Below are 21,276 nucleotides of genomic sequence, written 5' to 3'. Positions count from 1 at the left end.
CGTCATTGCGAGGAGCGCAGCGACGAAGCAACCCACCGCCCTGGCACAGAGCTGGATTGCTTCGCCTGCGGCTCGCAATGACGATTATCTTCTACCCCACCCAGCGGAATGCGCGTTTCAGCTCGGCGGTACCGTCGCGGTCGTAGCAGCGGCCGTGGGCCATGATGATCTGCTCCGGCGTCCAGCCGATCATCCGCCGCACGGCTGCGCGAAGCTTGCGTTTGTGGCGCCAGAAGCTCAGTTGCATGTCGATCGGCGCCTTGCCGTCCGGATCGGCCGCGCCCGACCATTTGACGATGGTGCGCAGCCACCGCGAGCGGATGCGCCGCGGCTCGAAATTCTCAATGAGGTCGGTCAGGATCAGCGTCCGCGACGGACGATGCAGGAAGTCGACTTCGGTCAGCAGCCCGCCGGGCACCAGCACCTGGTCGATCGCCTCGGCCCAGGCCGGATCGGGCGCGTCGCCGAGCAGGCTGTGCGGCGGCAGCGGCCGCTTCGCCGAGCTGTCGAGGCCGGGCGCCGCGTGCACGCGCGCTTCGGGAAAGCGCGCCGCCCAGTCCGGAATCCACCAATAATGGAGCGTGTTGGGCGCGATCAGGTGCCGGACCGGGCCGAGCGCGGCGACCGCATCGACGAGCGCCTCGTCCAGCGCGATCGGCGAATGCAGCCACAGGCCGCCGTCCGGCAACTGCACGACCGTCATCCGCGTCGGAAACGGGATCTTCAGCCCCACATAGTCCATCGCGATTTCGGGGCCGTCGACGATCCAGACCCGGTCGGCGAAGGGCTTCAGGACATTCAGCGGTGAATAGGGCTCGAACGCTTCACCCATTCAGGGACTTCACTCAGCTGCAGGCGACGACGGCGAACAGCGTAGCAGCGAGCGAGGTGAGCGCAATGGCGACGGGAACGGCTTTGGCGATCATGCACGTGCAATGATCGGGGCCGGTTCCGGTTGCGTTCATTACGCCGCGTACATGTACAGCGTCGAAAGCAGCGCAGTGAGCGAGGCCATGAGCGGGATGATGTTCCTGAGCATGAACGCCAGATAAACGATTCGCGCAGGGCCGGCTGTGAAGTGCGACACAGGCGCGGAATAAGGCGATGGGCGCGACAAAGGTGGCGGATGACGCGATCAAGCCGGCGCAGTCACCCCTCGACTTCGCTCGGGATGAGCGACTCCCCACCATTTTCCGCTCGTCCCGAGCGAAATCGAGGGGCGATCCAGCTAGCCCCTCAGCACCCCATCAGGGCAAGCACTTCCTTGCGGCTGCGTTCGTCCTCGCGGAAGACGCCCATCATGCGGCTGGTGGTCATCACTACGCCGGGCGTGCGGACGCCGCGGGCGGTCATGCAGCTGTGGCTCGCCTCGATCACGACCGCGACGCCCTGAGGGTGAAGATTGTCCCAGATGCAATCGGCCACTTCAGCGGTCAGCCGCTCCTGCACCTGCAGCCGCCGGGCAAAGCCGTGCAGCACCCGCGCAAGCTTCGAAATGCCGACCACCCGGTCCTTGGGCAGATAGGCGATGTGCGCCTTGCCGATGATCGGCGCCATATGGTGCTCGCAATGCGACTGAAACGGGATGTCGCGCAGGATCACGATCTCGTCATAGCCGCCCACTTCCTCGAAGGTGCGGCTGAGATGGACCGACGGGTCCTCGTCATAGCCCTGGCAATATTCCTTCCAGGCGCGCGCGACGCGGAGCGGGGTGTCGGCCAGCCCCTCGCGATCGGGATCGTCGCCGGCCCAGGCGATCACCGTGCGTACCGCCTCGGCCACCTCGCGCGGGACGGGAATCTTTCCCTCTGTTTCGATCAGATCGCCGTCTTCCAGATGATCGCCCACGCCGTGCGGCCCTTTGTTGCTCCCACGAGCCGATATAGGGGGCCGCGGCGCATGCGCAAATGACGCTACGGCACGCGATGCCAGTGCGGCACAAGCGCCACAATCGGCAGAAATCCGCGATTTCCAAGACGATCTTTTATTGACCGAAATGAAACAATCCGCATGATCCCCCACGAAGAGACGCAACAATGCGTCCGCCGCCTGCACGGCAGCAATTGGGGAGGGATGCTCATGACGCGGAAATTCGATCTGCTCGGTGCGACTGCGCTGGCCCTGCTGGCGGCCGTTCCCGCCGCGGCCCAGGACACGGCCGCGTCGCCGCCTGCCGGCGCTGCTGCGGCCGACCAGGGCATCGCCGATATCATCGTCACGGCTCAGCGCCAGTCGGAAGCGCTGCAGAACGTGCCGATCGCGGTCTCTGCGTTCAGCTCGGACAATCTGCGGCAACAGCAGATCAACTCCACCAGCGACCTGCAGCTGTCGCTGCCGAACATCACCTACACCAAGAGCAATTTCACCTCCTCGTCCTCGTTCAACATTCGCGGCATCGGCGATCTTTGCGTCGGCGTGACCTGCGATGCGGCGACAGCGGTGCACGTCAATGACGTGCCGGTGCTCGGCTCGCCGATCTTCCAGAACGAATTCTTCGACGTCGAGCGCATCGAGGTCCTGCGCGGCCCGCAGGGCACGCTGTTCGGCCGCAACGCGACCGGCGGCGTCATCAACTTCATCACTGCCAAGCCCGACCTGACCGGCATCCACGCCTCGGGCGAGGCCGAATACGGCAATTACCAGAGCGTCCGCGTCAAGGGGATGTTCAACCTGCCCGTCGGCGAGACGTTCGGCCTCAGGCTGGCCGGCTATTATCTGAACCGCGACGGCTTCACGAAGAACCTGTTCACGAACAACCGCATCGACGGCCGCGATCAGTTCGACATCCGCGCCTCGCTGCGGTGGGAGCCGAGCGCGGACACGACGTTCGACATCGTCGCCCATTATTTCCGCGAGAACGACGACCGCTCCCGCATCCAGAAGCAACTCTGCCACCGCGATCCGACCGGCGTGCTCGGCTGCCTTCCCGACCGGCTCGGCTTCGAGCAGGTGAACGGCGACGCGACGCTGGCGTCGATCCTGACCTCCAGCGAATTCCTGCGCCTCAGGACCAGCACCGCTCCGCTCGCGCCGTTCGCCCTCGGCAGCATCTACCAAGGCGACGGCGACTCCTACACCGGCTATGTCAATCCGCCCAACCTGCGCACGGTCAACATCGACTCGCTGCCGCGCTTCCGCACCAACGAAAAGCAGGTGCTGCTGAACTTCAACCAGGTGCTCGGCTCGCTGAACCTGAAGCTTGACGGCGGTTATACCCAGGGCCGGACGGATTCGACGGTCGACTATAATATCGGCATCGAACGGTCCTACGCAACCAATCCCGGCTTGAACGCCTTCAACGCAGTCGCCGGCTCGGGCGCGCTCGGGCCCGGCTATCAGGCGGTCCGCAATGCGCTGATCCCGAACGGGCCGAGCAGCCTCTGCCAGTCGACAGCGGAGGAAACCGGCACCGGCGTGTTCGGCGGCCACTTCGTCTGCGCGCCCACCAGTCTGGATTTCGATCGGTCCAATGCGCACGGCCATCAGTGGTTCGGCGAAGGAATCCTGACCTCGAAGTTCGACGGGCCGCTGAACTTCCTGATCGGCGCCGGTTATCTGGACTATACGGTCAAGGATAACAGCTATTACGTGAACTCGTTCGGGCTCGACTATGCGGCGGGCCTGCTCGGCGGCGGTTCCGCCTATGTGGCGACCCCCTTCTACCGGAACAATTCGGTGCTCTATCACCTGAAGAGCTACGGCATCTTCGGCGAGGCCTATTGGGATATTTCCGACAGGCTGAAGCTGACCGGCGGGCTGCGCTACAATCATGACGACAAGCACTACGAAGCGCGCACGACGCTGCTGAACTGCCCGGTGCCGCTGGGCTCGACCAACGCCTATGCAGAGCCCACCTTCGCCTGCTTCGATGCCGATCCCGCGAAGACGGGCAACCAGCCGCTCGCGGTCAACAATGTGAAGTTCGGCCGCATGACCGGCCGCGTGGTGCTCGATTTCCAGATCACCGACCAGAACCTGCTCTACGCGTCCTACTCGCGCGGCTATAAATCGGGCGGCATCAACCCGCCCCTGCCGCCCGGGTTCAACGTGCCGCTGTCGTTCGGACCGGAGACGGTGAACGCGTTCGAGATCGGGTCGAAGAACACGTTCCTCGACGGCACGGTCCGGCTGAACCTGACCGCCTTCTACTATCAGTACAAGCAACTGCAGCTGAGCCGCATCGTCGCCCGCACGTCGGTCAACGACAATGTCGACGCGCACATCTACGGCGTCGAGGCGGAAGCGATCATCCGCCCGTCGCGTTCGGTGCTTGCAAACTTCGGCGCCAGCTTCCTGCGGACGAAGGTTTCGTCCGACAAGCTGCTGGTCAACCCGCAGGACGTGTCGGGCGGCCGCGCCGATGCCGTGATCATCAAGGACATCACCAACGCCTCCAACTGCGCGGTTGTCTCGAACAGCGGCATTGCCGCCGCATCGAACGGCTTCGTCAACGCGATCAATGCCGGGCTGAATGCCGGCGCCTTCGCCAGCCCCGCCTTCCCCAACGCACCCGGCGGCGGGCTGCAGGGCACGACGCCCATTCCGGGCACCAACACGACCGGCGCTTTCAGCGTCTGCTCGGTGCTGGCCGCAGCCGCTGCGGCAACGCCGGCAGCCGGCGTGACCGTGCTCGAAGCGGGCGTGCCGGTGAACATCCGCGGCAACAACCTGCCGCAGTCGCCGCACTATAAGTTCTCGGCGGGCCTGCAGTACACGGCCGACTTCTCGAACGGCTGGACGCTCGTCCCGCGCATCGATTTCAACTATACTGGCGGCTATTACGGCAGCATCTTCGGCAATCCGATCAACCGGATCCAGGGCTATGAAGTCGTCAATGCCCAGGTGCAGCTGAACGGCCCCGACGATCGCTATTTCGTCCGCCTGTTCGTGCAGAACCTGACCAAGAACAACGCGATCACAGGCCTGTACGTGACCGACCAGTCCTCGGGCCTGTTCACCAATGCCTTCACGCTGGAACCGCGCCGCTACGGCATCGCCGCCGGCTTCCGCTTCTAGGACCTCGTTCCGTCCCTGGGCCTGCGCGAGACGATCGCGCGGGCCCTTTCTTGTCCGGAACGATCGCATGGGCTGGCGGGTTCGCGCGGCCATGGAACAATTGTCCAGCTGGATCGCGCCGATTGCGACCACCATCGCCGCCTGCATGACGGCCGCCAATCTGGGCACGCGGGTGACCGGCTGGGGTTTCGTCGTGTTCACGATCGGCTCGCTCGCCTGGACCAGCTATGGCGCGGTCACCGGCCAGTCCAATCTCGTGTGGCAGAACCTGTTCCTGACCGCGATCAACCTGGTCGGCGTCTGGCGCTGGTTGGGCCGCCGCGCGCGTCTCGACGAAGGGGCCCGCACCGCAGCGGAGGCGAGCGAGCACCAGGAGGCGCCGACGCTGTTCCCGGTCTCGGCACTCACTGGCGCGCCGCTGCTCTCGGCTGCAGGCGAGACGATCGGCGCGACGGTGGACGCGATGGCCCGCTGCCGTGACGGCCGCATCGACTATCTTGTCGTCGGCAGCGGCGGCGTCGGCGGATTGGGCGAAACGCTCCACGCGCTGCCCTGGGCCGACGTGACCGTGGAGCCGGACAGGATTATGACCGACGCCCGGATCGACCGGCTGCGGCTGCTCGACCCCAGCCACTGGCCCGCACGCCTAAGCGGTGGGCCGGATCTCGAAACCGGAAGCTGAGACTTCGTCGCACGGTGATTGTTCGACGCGGTCGACACGCGCGAGCGGCGGCCCCGTCCGCAACACCTCGATGAAGCGTGCGACGGCATCGTCCGCGCCGCTCGCCACGGCCTCGACGCGCCCGTCGCGAAGATTGCGAACCCAGCCGGATAGGCCGAGCGTGAGCGCCTGCTGCCGCACCCAGTCGCGATAGCCGACGCCCTGCACGTGGCCGGAGATCAGAAGCGCAAGGGTCCGCATCTCATCTCCGGCACTCGTTTAGCCTTGCGACTGTGGCTGCGGCTGCGGCGGCACCTGCGCTTCGAGCTGCTGCGCGGTCATGCCGATCACGGCGCCATTCGGCCCCGGCGCAAAGCCCGATTTGGGCAGCCGCACCATCGCGCCGCTCGGCAGCTTCAGCGTGACCAGATCGCCTTCGACCGCTTCGATCGTGCCGACCATCCCGCGCTGGCGGTCATGCACCATCGCGCCCGGGGTCAACAGCGAATCGAGGCTGGCGACGCTTTGCTCCACCTGCGCGTTCAGCTGGTCCCTGGTCATGCTGAAGGTCAGGCCTTTCGGACGGAACGCAAATGATTCCTTCGAAAGCCGCACTTCGTGCCGGTCGGTCTTCAACACGACGTAATTGGGACCGACGGTCGCAATGGTCCCGACCGGGTTTCCGCTGGGATCGACGACCTGCGTGCCGGCGACGATCTGGGCCGGGCTTTGCGCGGTCGTGGGAGCGGCCGGAGCCGCCTGGGCCAAAGCGGGCGCCGCGCCGAATCCGGCAACAACGACGCACGCGAACAAGACAGACTTCATTCTTCTCCTCCTATCGTGGAGGAAGAACGTTTCGCAGAACCTGCGGTTCGATGTCAAAAAATAGCGTCCCCGCCAGCGAACGCGGAATAAATCGCCGCACTATTTGCGCCCGAAGAGCTTCTCCAGATCGCCTTTTGCCAGCTTCACCCAGGTCGGGCGGCCGTGATTGCTCTGGCCGCTGTGCGGGGTCGCTTCCATTTCGCGCAGCAACGCATTCATTTCGGCGACCGACAGCGCGCGGCCGGCGCGGACGCTGCCGTGGCAAGCCATGGTCGCAGCGACATGGTCGAGCCGCTCCTTGAGGCTCAGCGCCTGGTCGAAGGCGGCGAGCTCGTCGGCCAGGTCGCGAACCAGGCCATGCACGTCGCCGGCGCCGAGCAGCGCGGGTGTCGCACGGACCAGCATCGCCGCCGGCCCGAAGCGCTCCAGCTCAAGCCCGAAACCGGCCAGCTCGGCCGCGCGCCCCTCCAGCCGGTCGCAGCCGGGCTCGTCGAGTTCGACGACTTCGGGGAGCAGCAGCGCCTGGGCGTGGACGCCGCCGTTCGCCGCCGCGGCCTTCATCCGCTCGAGCACCAGCCGCTCATGCGCCGCATGCTGGTCCACCAGGATCAGCCCGTTCTCCGCCTCGGCGACGATGTAGGTGTTGGCGACCTGCCCGCGCGCGACGCCGAGCGGGAACGCGCGGTGCTCGGGCGGCGGCGTGTGGGCCGGCTCGGCACGGGCATGCGGCTGCGCGGTGAAGAAGGAGCGATGGTCCGAGACGGCGGAGGGAGAAAAGAATGAGCCACCCTCTGCCCCTCCAGCAAGGGCTGGAGGGGAGTGCAACGGACTCCTCCCCTCCACGCCTTCGTGGAGGGATCGGGGGTGGTCTTCTTCCTTCTGCCACCCTGCCAGCACATCGACCGCCGCCGGTCGGGCGCTGGCATGTCCAGCCTCATCGAGCGCACGCCGCAATCCGCTGACGATCAGCCCGCGCACCAACGCCGGATCGCGAAAGCGCACTTCGGTCTTGGCCGGGTGCACGTTCACGTCGACCTGGTCGGCGGGCAATTCGAGGAACAGCGCGACTACCGGGTGCCGGTCGCGGGCGAGCAGATCGGCATACGCGCCGCGCACCGCGCCCGCGAGCAGCCGGTCCTTCACCGGCCGGTTGTTGACGAACAGATATTGGTGGTCGGCGACGCCGCGGCTGAAGGTCGGAAGTCCGGCGACGCCGCCCAGCCGCAGCCCTTCGCGTACCAAGTCCACGCCGACGCTGTTGTCCGGAAGCTCGCGATCGGTCAGCGCCGCGACGCGCGTCGGCGCATTGTCGCCGGGAGCGACGTTCAGCAGCTTGCGGCCGTCATGCTCCAGCGAAAAGCCGATCTCAGGCCGCGCCATCGCCAGCCGCTTTACGGCATCCAGGCAAGCCGCATATTCAGCGCGCACCGATCGAAGGAATTTGCGCCTTGCGGGCACGCGCTCGAACAGCCCTTCCACCCGCACGCGCGTGCCGGGCGGCAGCGCCGCGGGTCCCTCGCTTGTCACCTCGCCATTGTCGACAGAAAGCGCCCAGCCGTCCGCGCCCCGCACCCGGCTTTCGAGCGTCAGCCGCGCAACGCTGGCGATCGAAGGCAGCGCCTCGCCGCGAAAACCCAATGTGGCGACCGCCTCGATCGCATCGTCCGGCAGCTTGGAGGTCGCGTGACGTTCGAGCGCCAGCCGCATCTCGTCGGGCGCCATGCCGCAGCCGTCGTCGACGACTTCGATCAGATCGATTCCGCCGCCGCCCAGCCGCACCGCGATTCGCGTCGCGCCGGCATCGATCGCGTTCTCGACCAATTCCTTCAGCGCGCTGGCGGGTCTTTCGACCACTTCGCCGGCCGCGATCCGGTTGACGAGATGCGAGGGCAGGCGCCGTATTGACATGGTGAACGCTCTAGCCCAAGCGGCCGCATCCCGCGACCCGGTGCACACGAAAAATCAAGTCATCTGTGCTTTCACAGGAGCCGCTGGCGGGTATAGTGCCCCAGAAACTGTTTCACAGCGGGACGAAAATGCTCTTTTCGCGTTTCTTCAAATTCATGTCGCATGACATGGCGATCGATCTCGGCACGGCCAACACGGTCGTCTATCTGCGCGGGCGCGGGATCGTCCTCAACGAGCCGTCGGTGGTCGCGATCGAGACCGTCAACGGCGTCAAGAAAGTGAAGGCGGTCGGCGACGACGCCAAGCTGATGATGGGCAAGACGCCCGGCAGCATCGAGGCGATCCGGCCGTTACGTGACGGCGTCATCGCCGACATCGACGTCGCCGAGCAGATGATCAAGCACTTCATCCACAAGGTGCACGGACAGCGGCGTTTCCCGCGCTGGCCGGAGATCGTGATCTGCGTGCCGTCGGGATCAACCAGCGTCGAACGCCGCGCGATCCGCGACGCCGCATCCAATGCGGGTGCCAGCCAGGTGTGGCTGATCGAGGAGCCGATGGCGGCTGCGATCGGGGCCGACATGCCGGTAACCGAGCCGATCGGATCGATGGTCGTCGACATCGGCGGCGGCACCACCGAAGTCGCGGTGCTGTCGCTGCGCGGCCTGGCTTACACGACCTCCGTCCGCGTCGGCGGCGACAAGATGGACGAGGCGATCGCTTCCTATGTCCGCCGCAACCACAACCTGCTGATCGGCGAAGCAACCGCGGAGCGGATCAAGAAGGACGTCGGCACCGCCAAGCCGCCAGCGGACGGCATCGGCAAGACTATCCAGATCAAGGGGCGCGACCTGGTCAACGGCGTGCCCAAGGAGATCGAGATCAACCAGGGTCAGATCGCCGAGGCGCTGTCGGAGCCGGTCGGCACCATTATAGAGGGTGTCCGCATCGCGCTGGAGAACACCGCGCCGGAGCTTGCAGCCGACATCGTCGACCAGGGTATCGTCATCACCGGCGGCGGCGCGCTGCTGGAAGGTATCGACGAGGTGTTGCGCGACGAGACCGGCCTGCCGGTCACGGTTGCCGACGATCCGCTGACCTGCGTCGCGCTCGGCACGGGCCGGGCCCTCGAAGACCCGGTGTTCCGGGGCGTTCTGCTGACCGCCTGACGACAGGGAGGCCCGCTTGGCGCGCCCTTCCAACCGCAGACCCGGTTATTCGCGCCGGGCGCAATATGGACTGTTCTTCGGCTATGTCACGGCCGTGTCGGGCGCGGTCGTCGCGTTGCTGCTGCTGATCCTGTCGGCAGTCGATCCGAACGGCTTCGGCGCGCTGAAGGGCGCGATCAGCGACGCGACGCTGCCGGTCACCTCGGCGGGCCGCTGGGTCGTCGAGCGCACCGGCGACGCCGGCGGGAGCATCGGGTCCTATATCGACTCTGCCGGCAAGGTACGCCGGCTCGAGGCAGCCGCGCGCGCCAACCAGACCAAGCTGATCGAGGCGCGGGCGCTTGCGTTCGAGAATGCGCGTTTGAAGCGGCTGCTCGGGATCACGGAGCGCGGCGTGAAGCCGGTCGCGGTTGCGCGGCTGGTCGGGTCGACCGGTTCCAGCATCCGCCGCTATGCGATCCTGAATGCCGGCTATCTGAACGGCGTGCGCAACGGCATGCCGGTGCGCGGGCCCGGCGGACTGGTCGGTCGCATCGCGAGCGCCGGCGCGGTCAGCGCACGCGTCTCCCTGATCACCGATGGCGGCACGATCGTTCCGGTGCGGCGCGTGCCCGACGGCACGCCGGCGATCGCGACCGGCACCGGCGACGGTCTGATCGACATCCGAGCGCTGGGTGCGGAGAACGCGACGTTCAAGCGCGGCGACGTGTTCGTGACCTCGGGCGCGGGCGGCGTCTATCCGCCCAACGTGCCTGTCGCGATCATCGCCCGGGCTACGCGCGAAACCTTCCTGGCGCTGCCGGTCGCGGACCCTGCGGCGCTCGACTTCGCGATCGTCGAGCCGCCCTACCAGCCGCAGGTGGAGGTCCAGCGGCGCATCCTGCCGCCGCCACCCGCGCGATGAGCCGCACCCTCACCTATCGCGGCTACCAGCCGGTGCTGAGCGCCAAGGCGCGCGCGGTGCCGATCGTCTCGACGATGGTCGGGTCGCTCGTCCCCGCCCTGCTGCCGGTGATTGCCCAGGCGCCGGTGGTGCCGCCGTTCGGGCTGATGGTGCTGCTTGCCTGGCGTCTGCTGCGGCCCGGCTTCTGGGCCGTTTGGGCGCCGCTGCCGCTCGGCTTTTTCGACGACCTCGTCAGCGGCCAGCCCGTCGGTAGCGCGATGCTGTGCTGGACGCTGGCTTTCCTGGTGATCGAAGCGTCGGAGCGGTCGGTGCTCTGGCGCGATTATGTGCAGGACTGGCTGGTCGCCGCGGCAGCAATCGCCGGCTGCCTGGTTGGCGGCTATTTCCTTGCCCTGTTCGCGGGCGGCGCAGCTCCTATCTTGGCTATCGTGCCGCAAATCCTTGCATCCATGCTGCTTTTTCCCGCGGTCGCACGGTTGTGCGCGCGGCTTGACGCGTGGCGGCTGCGATGAAGCGGCCGAAGAAGATCATCACCGAGGCCAGCCAGAGCTTCACCTTCACCCGCCGCGCTCTCCTGCTGGGCGGGATCCAGGGTGGCGTCGGCGCTCTGCTCGCCGGCCGCCTCGCATGGCTGTCGATCGCCGAGAACGAGCATTACGCGCTGCTGTCGGAGAGCAACCGCGTCAACCTGACGCTTATCCCGCCCCGTCGCGGCTGGATCGTCGACCGCCAGGGCAAGCCGATCGCGATCAACCGAACGGACTTTCGCGTCGACCTGATCCCGGATCGCATCGTCGACAAGAACAAGGTGCTGGGCGATCTGCAGGCGCTGCTGCAGCTTCCCGACGAGGAAATGCAGCGCATCCGCGACGATCTGGAGGAAGCGCAAGGGTTCAAGCCGGTCCAGGTTGCAGAGGATCTGGATTGGGAGAAATTCGCCGCGGTCAGTGTGCGGCTGAACGAGCTGCCCGGCGTGTCGCCGATGCGCGGCTATTCGCGCTTCTACCCGGATGGCGCGGCGGTCGGGCATCTGGTCGGCTATGTCGGCGCCGCGTCTGCCAAGCAATATGAGGAGACCAAGGATCCGCTGCTGATCACGCCGGGCTTCAAGGTCGGCAAGGACGGCCTTGAAAAGACGATGGAGCCGATGCTGCGCGGCACGCCCGGCGCCAAGCGGGTCGAGGTCACGGCACGCGGCAAGCTGGTCAAGGAGCTGACCACGCGCGGCGACATTCCCGGCCACACGCTGAAGCTCACCATCGACGCCGGATTGCAGGCCTATGCAGCGCGGCGGCTTGGCACCAATTCCGGATCGGTCGTCGTCATCGATGTTGCCACCGGCGGCCTCCTCGCTTTCGTGTCGATGCCGTCCTACGATCCGAACAGCTTTTCCGACGGCATCAGCCGCGACGAATGGAAGATGCTATCGGAAGACGATCACATCCCGCTGATGAACAAGGCGATCATGGGCCTTTATCCGCCGGGGTCGACGGTTAAGCCGATGAACGCGCTCGCCTTGCTCGAAGCCGGTGTGGACCCGGGCGACCGCGTCGTCTGCTCGGGCGCGATGCGGGTGGGGAGCGGCGTGTTCCACTGCCACAAGCGCGGCGGCCATGGTCCGCTCGATATGAAGCACGCCGTGATGCAGAGCTGCGACATCTATTTCTACGAGATGTCGCGCCGGCTGGGTTACGACCGGATCGCGCCGGTTGCGAAGGCGATGGGGCTGGGCCAGGAATTCGATCTGCCACTGCCCTCGCAGCGTTACGGCACGGTGCCAGACAGCGCCTGGAAGCTGCGTAAATATCATCAGAAATGGACGGTCGCGGATTCGCTGAACGCGTCCATCGGCCAAGGCTATGTGCTGGTGAATCCGCTGCAGATGGCGGTGATGGCGTCGCGTCTGGCGTCGGGCCGGGCGCTCCTCCCCTCCTTCTTCTACGGCAACGACAAGCCGGCGGGCGCCCTTCCCTTCAGCCATGAGCATTTCGCGATCGTGCGCGATGCGATGTACGGCGTTGTCAACGAAGGCGGCACCGGCGGCGCGGCGCGGATGCAGGTGCCGGGCGTCGCGCTTGCCGCCAAGACGGGCACCGCGCAGGTTCGCCGGATCACGATGGCCGAGCGCCGGGGCGGCGTGCTCAGCAACGCGTCGCTGCCGTTCAGGATGCGCGACCATGCGCACTTCATCTGCTTCGCGCCGGCCGACAATCCGCGCTACGCGGCCTCGGTCGTGCTGGAGCATGGCGGCCATACGGTCCGCAACCTCGACACGCCGCTGACCGGCCGCGACATCATGACCTATCTGTTCGACCGGGAACGGGCGATGAAAAGCCTGCTGGAGGTCGAGCCGACCTGGGGCGGCGACATCACCACGCGGATGGCGGCCAAGGCCGAAGCCTGGAAGCTGGCCAAGGCAAGCCCCGCCCCGCTCCCCACCTCGACGCCTACTACGGCCGATCCCGGCGCGAACGCAGCGGCGGCAATCGATTGAAGCAGGGCGGGATCATCCCGGCGCCATTGGCAACGCTCCCCTGGGGCATGCTGCTGCTGGTGCTTGCGATCGGCGGATTCGGCCTGGTCGTGCTGTACTCGGCGGCAGGCGGGAGCCTCACGCCCTGGGCGCTGAACCAGGGCATAAAGTTCCTGATGTTCCTCGGCATGGCGCTGGTCCTGTCGCGCGTGCCCGAAAGCGCCTGGCAGGCGCTCGCCTTTCCCATTTACGGCGCGCTGGTGCTGGCGCTGATCGGAGTCGAGGCGATCGGTGGCATCAGCGGCGGCAGTCAGCGCTGGCTCGACCTCGGCATCATCCGCCTGCAGCCGTCGGAGATGATGAAGCCGGCGATCGTGCTCACCGTCGCGCGCTTCTACGGCATGCTGCCGGCCGGACAGTTGCGCACGGTCAACGCGGTCTGGCCGGCCGCCGTGTTGATCGGCGTGCCGGCGGCGCTGGTGATGCTGCAGCCCGATCTCGGCACTGCCTTGATGATCACGTTCGGCGGGCTGACCGTCACCTTCCTCGCCGGGCTTCCGCTCAGACTGTATGTCGGCTCCGCACTCGCCGCGGCGGCGGCGGCGCCGATCGCGTTCAGCATGATGCATGAATACCAACGCAACCGGGTGCTGATCTTCCTCAACCCGGAGAGCGATCCGCTGGGCAAGGGATACCACATCAGCCAGTCGAAGATCGCGATCGGGTCGGGCGGGCTGTTCGGCAAGGGTTTCCTGCAAGGCACGCAGAGCCGGCTCGACTATCTGCCGGAACGCCACACCGACTTCGTGTTCGCGACCATGGCCGAGGAATGGGGCCTGGTCGGCGGCCTGTTCGTGATCTTCGCTTTCCTGCTGCTGATCCGCTGGGGGATGCAGGTAGCGCACAACGCCCGCAGCAAATTTGCGCGGCTGACGGCGGCGGGCCTGGCGACCACGATCTTCTTCTATGTCGGCATCAACCTGATGATGGTGATGGGGCTGGCCCCGGTCGTCGGCATTCCGCTGCCCTTGGTCAGCTATGGCGGGTCGGCGGTGATGACGGTGATGATCTGCATCGGCATCCTGATGTCGATCGACCGCGAATCCCGCCGCGGCCGGCGAATCTAGCCGCGCTTTCCGCCGCCCGACTTCAGCACGCCGCGGCGGAACAGGCGGGCGGCGATCGTGACCGTGATGCCCAGCCAGGCCAGCTGCCACGCGAACGCCGCGACATGCTGCCAAGCGGGGACGCCGGTCGCAGCCCTCCCTGCCATCGCGAACGGCGAGCTGAACGGGAACACGGCCGCAGCCACGCCCAGCATCGAATCGGGCGCCCCTGCCCCGGCGCTCGCCAGCGCGAACATCGAAACCTGGAAGATCGTGACCGGCAGCGACAGCATCTGGATTTCGCGCATCGTCCCCGCCTGTGCGCCGACGCCAAGGAACACCGCGCCCAGCAGCAGGAAACAGAGCATGAAATAGCCGAGGAACAGCAACGCGAAGCCGATCGGCGAGCTCGCCGGCGCCACCGCGTCGAAGCTCAGCCCGCCCAGCCTGCCGAAGGTCGCCGCCGCCGCGATGCTGCCCCAGAACAGGGTGAACAGCAGCGCGACGCCCAGCATCCCGATCAGCTTGCCCAGGAACACCGCCTCCAACGGCACCGCGGCGGCGAGGATTTCGATCACCTTGTTGTTGCGTTCCTCCGCCAGCATGCTGATCGCCTGGCTAGCGAGCAGCAGCGACAGGAAGAACATCGCGAAGACAGCACCGAACGCAGCCGCATTGCGGGCATGAGTACCGGCGCCCGGCCGCGCAGCCGCGACCGTCCGCAACTCAGGCTCCTCGCCCGATGCCGCCGCGGCAAGCAGCGCCAGATAATCGGCATCGCGCGCGGCCTTCTCGCCATGGAGCACGCGTCCCCCGATCAACACGGCCGAGATGTCGTCGCGGCTCAGCAGCCTGTGCGCCTGCCGGACTGAATCGTCCTGCGCCGTTTCGAACAGGACCGGCGGGGGCGCCGGATCCGTCCCCGCCACCCGCCGCAGCCGGCCTTCGGCTTCGCGCAGCCGGGGCAATTTGTCGGGTGCCGCGACGACGGCCGTGCGCGCACGGCTGCCTTCGACGACGTGCACGGCGCCAAGGCTGCCGATCGTCGCGACCGACAGCATGAACAAAGGCGCGAGCAGGAAGATCAGGAATGTCGGCGTCAGCACGATCGCGCTGAAATCGCGCCGCGCGATCACCAACGCCTGAGCGACGAAGCGCTTCACGTCGCCCCCTCCCGCACCAGCTTCACGAAGACCTCGTGCAGGCCGGGCCGCTCGATCGACAGGCCGGCGACGCCGTGCCCGGTCTCGATCAGCCGCGCCAGCACCGGCTCGATTCCTTCCGCCGGCACCTCGAACTCGAAACCGTCCTGCACCGCCGTCGCGTCGGCCGGCAGGAACGCCCGCGTGTCGCCGTTGCCGGATCGCGGCACCAGATGCGCGCGCATCGGCAGCAGCGCGCGCGCTTCGTCGACAGTGCCTTCGAAGCGCCGCTTGCCTCCGGCGATGATCGCGATCCGCTCGCACAGCCGCTGGGCATGCGCCATCACGTGCGTCGAAAACAGGATCGTGGCGCCGCGGTCGCGCTCGGCGAGAATCAGCGCCTCCAGTTTCTCCTGGTTGACCGGATCGAGGCCGGAAAACGGCTCGTCGAGCACCAGCAGCTCGGGCCGGTGCACCATCGATCCGAGCAGCTGCACCAGCTGCGCCATCCCTTTCGACAGCGCCCGGATCTTCTCGCCTGCCGCGTCGCCGAGCCCCGCCGCTTCCAGCATCTCCACGCCGCGCCGCCGCCCCTCCGCCCAGTCGAGGCCGCGCAGCGCGCCCATGAAGGCGATCGCCTCCCGCGCCTTCATCGACGGATAGAGACCGCGCTCCTCCGGCAGATAGCCGATGCGGTCGCTGACCTCGCGCGGACGCGATGCACCGAGAACGATCCGCTCGCCGGCATCGGGATCGATGATGCCCAGCAGCATACGCAGCATCGTCGTCTTGCCCGCGCCGTTGGGCCCGAGCACGCCGTAGATGCAGCCGCGCGGCACCGCGAGATCGACGCCGGCGACAGCCAGCTTGCGGCCGAATCGCTTCTCCAGGCCGATCGCGGTCAGGACGGGTTCGGATCGCACCTCATCCCAAGGCCCGCAACCGCCGCTGGCGTCAAGGCCCCTGCCGCGCCAAAGAAGGTTCATGGATGTTCACATTCGCGCCGCGGAAGCGTCCGACATTCCGGTGCTGCTCGCCCTTGTCCACGGCGCCTATCGCGGCGAAAGCGCGCGCGGCGGCTGGACTCACGAGGCCGATCTGCTGGACGGCCAGCGCACCGATGCCGAGACGCTGGCGGCGGTGCTCGGCGATCCGAATCAGCGCATCCTGCTCGCCGAGGACCGGGCGGGACTGGCGGGCTGCGTACAGATTTCAGACCGGGGCGGCGACACCGCTTATCTCGGCCTGCTGTCGATCGCGCCGGAGCGGCAAGCGCAGGGGCTCGGGCGGACACTGATCGCGGCGGCGGAGGAGCAGGCCAGGCGCATGTTCGGCGCGCGCGTGATGGAAATGACGGTCATCCGCCAGCGCGAGGAGCTGGTCGCCTATTACGAGCGCCGCGGTTACGCACGGACCGGCGAAGAGCGCCCCTTCCCCCACGACGACCCGCGTTTCGGCATTCCCAGGCGCCGGGACCTGAGCTTCGTGGTGCTGGCGAAGGCGCTCTAGGCTGCGTTGGCTACGCGACCCGCAGGCCCATTTGCCGGGCGGTATGGAAATAGGCGGCCAGCGCTTCGGCCGCCGCGTCGGACAGCTCGATGAAGATGCGCCGCCCGTCCTCCGGATCGGCGCGGCGGACGAACAGGCCGTGTTCGGTCAGCGTCCGGATCCAGCGCAGCGCCGTCGTCGCCGGCACGGCAGCCGCAATGCAGAGGCTGGAGACCGCGACCCGGTCCTCCTCCAGCCGGGCCGCCATCAGGTCCAGCATCATGTCCCAGGCGGGATCGGCGAACAATTCGCGCGGAAAGAATTGATCGCGCAGGCGGCGGATGCGGATCAGGTTGCGCACCGTGTCCGCGTCGACGGCTTCGTCGCCGGAAAAGTCCGCGACCTCGCCCGGCGGCGGATGGGCGATCGACTTGGCGGACGTGGACAGTTCGGCAAGCGCGCCGGCGATCCGCGCCACTTCCTCGCTCAGCCGCCGGAGCCGTTCGGCCTCCGCCTCGGCGCCGTGATCGTGAAGCTTCTGCCGGCGCTGCGCCAGCGCAAAGCCCAGGGCCGCCGCGCGTTCCGCGGGTCCCGGTTCGCAGAGCAGCGTCACCCTTGGCTCATCGATCCGGGCCATAACCTCGTCGATCAGCGACTGCGGCATCGAGATGACGGCGGAGGCGGTGCCGTCGCGTGCCGCGTGATTGGCCCAGTCGAGCAGCCGGTCGCGGGCCGGCGCCGCGGCGCCGTCCAGCTCGATCAGCACCGAATCGACGCCGACCTGCCGGCTCAGCCGATCGAGGGCGCCGGCAATCGATTCCACGCCGATCAGGCGCGCGCCGACGCTGCGCGCCGCTTCGGCAGCGGCCGCGCGGTCCTGATCGGAATCGGCGAAAATCAATATGGAGGGCTCGTCGCCCCATGCCCCTGTTGCGCCCACGCCGTCACCCTATGCCCCTGTGAAGCTACATGCCTTCAAAATCGGGCAAAGTCAGCCAAACTGACGCTCCTTTCCGACGGTTCGGCCGGAGATCAGTCGAGCGACTTGACGATTTCCTCGACCATCTTCTTGGCGTCGGCGAGCAGCATCATCGTGTTGTCGCGATAGAACAGCTCGTTATCGACGCCCGCATAACCGACGCCGCCCATCGAGCGCTTCACGAACAACACCGTTTTGGCCTTTTCCACGTCCAGCACCGGCATGCCGTAAATCGGCGACGATTTGTCGGTCTTCGCGGCGGGATTGGTCACGTCGTTGGCGCCGATCACGAAAGCGACGTCGGCCTGCGCGAACTCGGAGTTGATGTCCTCCAGCTCGAACACTTCGTCATAGGGCACGTTCGCCTCGGCCAGCAGCACGTTCATATGCCCCGGCATCCGGCCCGCGACCGGATGGATCGCATATTTGACGGTGACGCCCTTCTCTTTCAGCTTGTCCGCCATTTCGCGGAGCACGTGCTGCGCCTGCGCGACGGCCATGCCATAGCCGGGGACGATGATGACGAGCTCGGCCTGCTCCATCAGGAACGCCGCGTCCTCGGCCGAGCCGCGCTTCCACGGCCGGTCGATCGCCGCCGCGCCGCCGCTGGTGTCCGCGACCGCGCCGAAGCCGCCGGCGATCACCGAGATGAAGCTGCGGTTCATCGCGCGGCACATGATATAGCTGAGGATCGCGCCTGAGCTGCCCACCAGCGCGCCGGTTATGATCATCGCGGTGTTGCCGAGCGTGAAGCCCATCGCCGCCGCCGCCCAGCCCGAATAGCTGTTCAGCATCGAGACCACGACGGGCATGTCCGCGCCGCCGATCGGAATGATCAGCAGGAAGCCGATCAGGAAAGATAGCGCGGTGACGGTCCAGAACACCCAGCCGGACTGGTCGGTGGTGAAATAGGCGATCAGGGCGATGATCGCCGCCAGCGTACCGAGGTTGATCACATGCCGCATCGGCAGCAGGATCGGCGCGCCGGACATGTTGCCGTTCAGCTTCAGGAACGCGATTACCGATCCGGAGAAAGTGATCGCACCGATCGCGACGCCCAATCCCATTTCGATCCGGCTGACCGGGAAGATGCTGACGATGTTCGGCCCGGCGATCGGGGTGATGACGCTCGCGATGTGGAAGGCCTGAGGGTTCAGGAACGCCGCCGCGGCGACCAGCACCGCCGCCAGGCCGACCAGCGAGTGGAACGCCGCGACCAGCTGCGGCATCGCCGTCATCGCGATCCGGCGCGCGGTGATCAGGCCGACCACGGCGCCGACCACGATTGCAGCCAGGATTTCCAGCAGGCTGACCGGGTCGAAGTCGAGCGTGGAGGTGAGCGCGCGCGGCTCCGTGAAGGACATGTCGAAGCCGAGGCCGTGCACGATCAGCGTCGTCACGACCGCGACGGCCATGCCGAACATGCCGAACCGGTTGCCGCGCCGCGACGACGCCGGGCTCGACAGGCCTCGCAACGCGAGGATGAAGCACACGCCCGCGATGAGGTAGGCGAGCGAAACCCAAGGATTGACCGGTGCGGCCTCGTGCATGCTCTAGCGCCCCCCGATCCGCACTAGCGGTCCTTCTTCTTGTACATGGCGAGCATCCGCGCCGTGACCGCGAACCCGCCGAAGATGTTGACGCTTGCCAGCGCCACCGCGACCAGCCCCAGCCACTTAGCCGTCGACCCGCCCAGCGTCGCCGCCGCCGCGATCAGCGCGCCGACGATGATCACCGACGAAATCGCATTGGTCACCGCCATCAACGGCGTGTGCAGCGCCGGCGTCACCGACCACACGACGTAATAGCCGACGAACACGGCCAGCACGAAGATCGACAGGATGGAGATGAAGGTCATTGGCCAGGCCCCGCAGCGAAGACTTCGAGTTTTGTTATGGCTTGTTGATAGTTCTCAATGGCTGCAATCGCTGCACCGCGATTTTGACAAACTGAGGACGGCCTCTCCCCTATCATGATCGGCGGAGGAGGAAACCGAACAGCATCGTCGCCGAACCTTTGCTTCAGCCTGGCGAGCGTCGATTGTAGCCGGTTGTCGAGCGCGTCCGCTTCCCGTTTTAGGTCTGGAGCCGCACAGAGCCGGTAATCAACCACCACGCCATAGCCTAAAGCGAGATTGACGGATTGTTGCATTTCAGGCGCCATTCCATCCGTCGGCTGAATCCCGAGCAGGAGCGCGGCAACCAAGGGGATCACCCCAGCAGCCTCGCGTTCACCACCTGCCCACCGCGCGTCAGGCGCACCGCGTCGCCGATTTCGTCGTCGACTTGCGGCAGGCCGCCGTCCTTGTCCCAGAAGGCGCTGAGGAAGTTGAACAGGTTGCGGGCGAACAGTGCCGACGCGTCCGCCGCCAGACGCGACGGCACGTTGCGGTGGCCGACGATCTTGACGCCGTGGCGCTCGACCACTTCGCCGGCGATCGCGCCTTCGACATTGCCCCCCTGCTCCACCGCGAGGTCGACGATGACGCTGCCCGGCTTCATCGTCGCGACTTGCGCGTCGGTGACCAGGCGCGGCGCGGCGCGGCCGGGGATCAGGGCGGTCGTGATGACGATGTCCTGCTTGGCGATGTGGCCGGAAACCAGTTCGGCCTGCGCCTTCTGATATTCCTCCGACATCTCCGTCGCGTAACCGCCTGAGCCTTCGCCTTCGATGCCGGCGACGTTCTCGACGAAGATCGGCTTCGCGCCCAGCGACTGGATTTGCTCTTTCGTCGCCGAACGCACGTCGGTCGCCGAGACCTGCGCGCCCAGCCGGCGCGCGGTCGCGATCGCCTGCAGGCCCGCAACGCCCACGCCCATCACGAAGCACTTCGCGGCGGAGACCGTGCCCGCCGCCGTCATCATCATCGGAAAGGCGCGGTCGAAATTGACCGCGGCGTCGATCACCGACTGATAGCCGGCGAGGTTGGCCTGGCTGGAAAGGATGTCCATCACCTGCGCCCGGGTGATGCGCGGCATGAACTCCATGGCGACGACCGTCGCGCCGGTTTTGGCCAGCGCCGCGATGTCGCCCTCGTTGCCGTAAGGGTCCATGCCGCCGACCACCAGCGCGCCTTTGCCGGCGCCGGCGAGCAGCGCCGCATCCGGCCGCCGGACGGTGAGGATGATATCGGCGGCCTTGATCGCTACGGCGGCGGTTGGCACGATTTCGGCGCCCGCCGCCTGGTAGCTTTCGTCGGTGATGCGGGCGGCAGCCCCCGCCCCCGCCTCAATAGCGACATTATTGCCCAGTCCGATGAAGCGGGTCACGGTTTCCGGGGTCGCGGCGACGCGCGTTTCCCCCTCCGTGCGTTCCCGCACGATCGCAATTCTCATGGGCAAGTCCTCCGCGGACGGTAAGTCGTCACCAGACCTGGGCTCAGCTGGCAGCCGGCGGGACGATCGGATTGACGATGATGAAGAGCAGGATGAGTACGATGGCGGTGATGCCGATCGCCCACTTCACGAGCGTCGTGAAGCGCATATAGGTCGACTCGTGCTCGGCGTAGTCCATGTCGGAGCTCAGCGTTGCGCCCTGGGCGGCGGCCGAGGCGGCCTCGGGCTTGGCCGCGAAAGGCTGCGAGCCGACGGGAATGGCCGGTCTGG

21 protein-coding genes are annotated in these 21,276 nt (G+C 66.9%); 8 read left to right on the top strand and 13 right to left on the bottom strand.

Annotated features, from left to right (window positions below):
• Window positions 1-91: 91 nt before the first annotated feature.
• Both VFT73_RS09520 and folE read right to left on the bottom strand, forming a co-directional pair.
• Complete coding sequence (locus VFT73_RS09520) at window positions 92-832, bottom strand: DUF4336 domain-containing protein (protein ID WP_326410280.1); 741 nt, start codon at window positions 830-832, stop codon at window positions 92-94.
• 404 nt (window positions 833-1,236) lie between these two features.
• On the bottom strand, window positions 1,237-1,848 hold the full coding sequence (gene folE / locus VFT73_RS09515; protein ID WP_326410278.1) for a GTP cyclohydrolase I FolE: 612 nt from the start codon (window positions 1,846-1,848) through the stop codon (window positions 1,237-1,239).
• Between the two features lie 231 nt (window positions 1,849-2,079).
• On the opposite strand from folE, the gene VFT73_RS09510 reads away from it, so the two are divergent.
• Window positions 2,080-5,016, top strand: coding sequence for a TonB-dependent receptor (locus VFT73_RS09510; RefSeq protein WP_414712814.1), 2,937 nt, complete (start codon window positions 2,080-2,082; stop codon window positions 5,014-5,016).
• Between the two features lie 67 nt (window positions 5,017-5,083).
• The gene (locus VFT73_RS09505; RefSeq protein WP_326410276.1) at window positions 5,084-5,698 is read left to right on the top strand and encodes a PRC-barrel domain-containing protein; all 615 of its coding nucleotides are present in this window, start codon (window positions 5,084-5,086) and stop codon (window positions 5,696-5,698) included.
• On the opposite strand, the gene VFT73_RS09500 is transcribed toward VFT73_RS09505, so the two are convergent.
• The 3 genes from VFT73_RS09500 to mutL all read right to left on the bottom strand — a co-directional run bounded on the left by VFT73_RS09500 (window position 5,663) and on the right by mutL (window position 8,410).
• A complete protein-coding gene (locus VFT73_RS09500; protein WP_326410274.1) occupies window positions 5,663-5,938 on the bottom strand; it encodes an acylphosphatase in 276 nt (91 codons plus the stop codon). The two genes, VFT73_RS09505 and VFT73_RS09500, sit on opposite strands and share 36 nt — an antisense overlap.
• Before the next feature lie 18 nt (window positions 5,939-5,956).
• A complete protein-coding gene (locus tag VFT73_RS09495; RefSeq protein ID WP_326410272.1) occupies window positions 5,957-6,502 on the bottom strand; it encodes a hypothetical protein in 546 nt (181 codons plus the stop codon).
• Between the two features lie 99 nt (window positions 6,503-6,601).
• Window positions 6,602-8,410 carry a DNA mismatch repair endonuclease MutL gene (mutL, locus tag VFT73_RS09490; RefSeq protein WP_326410270.1) on the bottom strand — a complete coding sequence of 603 codons (1,809 nt, stop codon included), beginning with the start codon at window positions 8,408-8,410 and terminating at the stop codon, window positions 6,602-6,604.
• 128 nt (window positions 8,411-8,538) lie between these two features.
• Here mutL and VFT73_RS09485 point away from each other — a divergent pair, with 128 nt between their 5' ends.
• From VFT73_RS09485 to rodA, 5 genes are read left to right on the top strand one after another with little or no spacing between them, the layout of a single operon-like run.
• A complete protein-coding gene (locus tag VFT73_RS09485) occupies window positions 8,539-9,579 on the top strand; it encodes a rod shape-determining protein (protein WP_046347840.1) in 1,041 nt (346 codons plus the stop codon).
• A gap of 16 nt (window positions 9,580-9,595) precedes the next feature.
• Entirely contained in the window at window positions 9,596-10,483 is an 888-nt protein-coding gene (gene mreC / locus VFT73_RS09480) for a rod shape-determining protein MreC (RefSeq protein ID WP_326410262.1), read from the top strand.
• Window positions 10,480-10,995, top strand: coding sequence for a rod shape-determining protein MreD (locus tag VFT73_RS09475; protein ID WP_326410260.1), 516 nt, complete (start codon window positions 10,480-10,482; stop codon window positions 10,993-10,995). Before mreC ends, VFT73_RS09475 begins: the two co-directional genes overlap by 4 nt.
• Window positions 10,992-12,977, top strand: coding sequence for a penicillin-binding protein 2 (gene mrdA, locus VFT73_RS09470; RefSeq protein ID WP_326410258.1), 1,986 nt, complete (start codon window positions 10,992-10,994; stop codon window positions 12,975-12,977). Before VFT73_RS09475 ends, mrdA begins: the two co-directional genes overlap by 4 nt.
• A gap of 47 nt (window positions 12,978-13,024) precedes the next feature.
• The gene (gene rodA / locus VFT73_RS09465) at window positions 13,025-14,083 is read left to right on the top strand and encodes a rod shape-determining protein RodA (protein WP_326410283.1); all 1,059 of its coding nucleotides are present in this window, start codon (window positions 13,025-13,027) and stop codon (window positions 14,081-14,083) included.
• Here rodA and VFT73_RS09460 read toward each other — a convergent pair.
• Both VFT73_RS09460 and VFT73_RS09455 read right to left on the bottom strand, forming a co-directional pair.
• Window positions 14,080-15,225: an ABC transporter permease gene (locus VFT73_RS09460; protein WP_326410256.1), complete on the bottom strand. Its 1,146-nt coding sequence runs from the start codon at window positions 15,223-15,225 to the stop codon at window positions 14,080-14,082. The two genes, rodA and VFT73_RS09460, sit on opposite strands and share 4 nt — an antisense overlap.
• A complete protein-coding gene (locus VFT73_RS09455) occupies window positions 15,222-16,127 on the bottom strand; it encodes an ABC transporter ATP-binding protein (protein ID WP_414712815.1) in 906 nt (301 codons plus the stop codon). Before VFT73_RS09455 ends, VFT73_RS09460 begins: the two co-directional genes overlap by 4 nt.
• A gap of 61 nt (window positions 16,128-16,188) precedes the next feature.
• On the opposite strand from VFT73_RS09455, the gene VFT73_RS09450 reads away from it, so the two are divergent.
• Entirely contained in the window at window positions 16,189-16,713 is a 525-nt protein-coding gene (locus tag VFT73_RS09450) for a GNAT family N-acetyltransferase (protein WP_326410253.1), read from the top strand.
• A gap of 10 nt (window positions 16,714-16,723) precedes the next feature.
• Here the strand turns inward: VFT73_RS09450 and VFT73_RS09445 are convergent, their stop codons facing one another.
• The 6 genes from VFT73_RS09445 to VFT73_RS09420 form a co-directional block, all read right to left on the bottom strand.
• Window positions 16,724-17,593, bottom strand: a complete 870-nt coding sequence (locus tag VFT73_RS09445) for a winged helix DNA-binding protein (RefSeq protein WP_326410252.1) — start codon at window positions 17,591-17,593, stop codon at window positions 16,724-16,726.
• 131 nt (window positions 17,594-17,724) lie between these two features.
• Window positions 17,725-19,221 (bottom strand): NAD(P)(+) transhydrogenase (Re/Si-specific) subunit beta, encoded by a 1,497-nt coding sequence (locus VFT73_RS09440; protein WP_326410250.1) that lies wholly within the window; start codon window positions 19,219-19,221, stop codon window positions 17,725-17,727.
• A gap of 23 nt (window positions 19,222-19,244) precedes the next feature.
• Complete coding sequence (locus VFT73_RS09435; RefSeq protein ID WP_326410248.1) at window positions 19,245-19,529, bottom strand: NAD(P) transhydrogenase subunit alpha; 285 nt, start codon at window positions 19,527-19,529, stop codon at window positions 19,245-19,247.
• Window positions 19,526-19,885, bottom strand: a complete 360-nt coding sequence (locus VFT73_RS09430; RefSeq protein ID WP_326410246.1) for a hypothetical protein — start codon at window positions 19,883-19,885, stop codon at window positions 19,526-19,528. The genes VFT73_RS09435 and VFT73_RS09430 overlap by 4 nt, the downstream gene beginning before the upstream one ends.
• Complete coding sequence (locus VFT73_RS09425; RefSeq protein WP_326410244.1) at window positions 19,882-21,006, bottom strand: NAD(P) transhydrogenase subunit alpha; 1,125 nt, start codon at window positions 21,004-21,006, stop codon at window positions 19,882-19,884. Before VFT73_RS09425 ends, VFT73_RS09430 begins: the two co-directional genes overlap by 4 nt.
• A 43-nt stretch (window positions 21,007-21,049) precedes the next feature.
• Window positions 21,050-21,276, bottom strand: a 227-nt coding sequence (locus tag VFT73_RS09420; RefSeq protein WP_326410241.1) for an aa3-type cytochrome c oxidase subunit IV, incomplete at its 5' end; no start/stop codon positions are given.

Origin of the sequence: Sphingomonas sp. (genome assembly GCF_035758555.1) — a bacterium.
In the GTDB taxonomy this organism is placed as follows: Bacteria; Pseudomonadota; Alphaproteobacteria; order Sphingomonadales; family Sphingomonadaceae; genus Sphingomonas_B.
Note: the sequence above shows the minus strand (reverse complement) of the source record. Positions and strands in the feature narration are given on the sequence as shown.

What these genes read in the sequence shown, in the direction of transcription:
- VFT73_RS09475 (WP_326410260.1), top strand. Translation starts at nt 10,480, where the DNA reads ATGAGCCGCACCCTCACCTATCGCGGCTACCAGCCGGTGCTGAGCGCC.
- mrdA (WP_326410258.1), top strand. Translation starts at nt 10,992, where the DNA reads ATGAAGCGGCCGAAGAAGATCATCACCGAGGCCAGCCAGAGCTTCACC.
- VFT73_RS09425 (WP_326410244.1), bottom strand. Translation starts at nt 21,006, where the DNA reads ATGAGAATTGCGATCGTGCGGGAACGCACGGAGGGGGAAACGCGCGTC.
- VFT73_RS09485 (WP_046347840.1), top strand. Translation starts at nt 8,539, where the DNA reads ATGCTCTTTTCGCGTTTCTTCAAATTCATGTCGCATGACATGGCGATC.
- VFT73_RS09495 (WP_326410272.1), bottom strand. Translation starts at nt 6,502, where the DNA reads ATGAAGTCTGTCTTGTTCGCGTGCGTCGTTGTTGCCGGATTCGGCGCG.
- VFT73_RS09500 (WP_326410274.1), bottom strand. Translation starts at nt 5,938, where the DNA reads ATGCGGACCCTTGCGCTTCTGATCTCCGGCCACGTGCAGGGCGTCGGC.
- VFT73_RS09505 (WP_326410276.1), top strand. Translation starts at nt 5,084, where the DNA reads ATGGGCTGGCGGGTTCGCGCGGCCATGGAACAATTGTCCAGCTGGATC.
- mutL (WP_326410270.1), bottom strand. Translation starts at nt 8,410, where the DNA reads ATGTCAATACGGCGCCTGCCCTCGCATCTCGTCAACCGGATCGCGGCC.
- VFT73_RS09450 (WP_326410253.1), top strand. Translation starts at nt 16,189, where the DNA reads ATGGATGTTCACATTCGCGCCGCGGAAGCGTCCGACATTCCGGTGCTG.
- VFT73_RS09510 (WP_414712814.1), top strand. Translation starts at nt 2,080, where the DNA reads ATGACGCGGAAATTCGATCTGCTCGGTGCGACTGCGCTGGCCCTGCTG.
- rodA (WP_326410283.1), top strand. Translation starts at nt 13,025, where the DNA reads ATGCTGCTGCTGGTGCTTGCGATCGGCGGATTCGGCCTGGTCGTGCTG.
- VFT73_RS09440 (WP_326410250.1), bottom strand. Translation starts at nt 19,221, where the DNA reads ATGCACGAGGCCGCACCGGTCAATCCTTGGGTTTCGCTCGCCTACCTC.
- VFT73_RS09435 (WP_326410248.1), bottom strand. Translation starts at nt 19,529, where the DNA reads ATGACCTTCATCTCCATCCTGTCGATCTTCGTGCTGGCCGTGTTCGTC.
- VFT73_RS09520 (WP_326410280.1), bottom strand. Translation starts at nt 832, where the DNA reads ATGGGTGAAGCGTTCGAGCCCTATTCACCGCTGAATGTCCTGAAGCCC.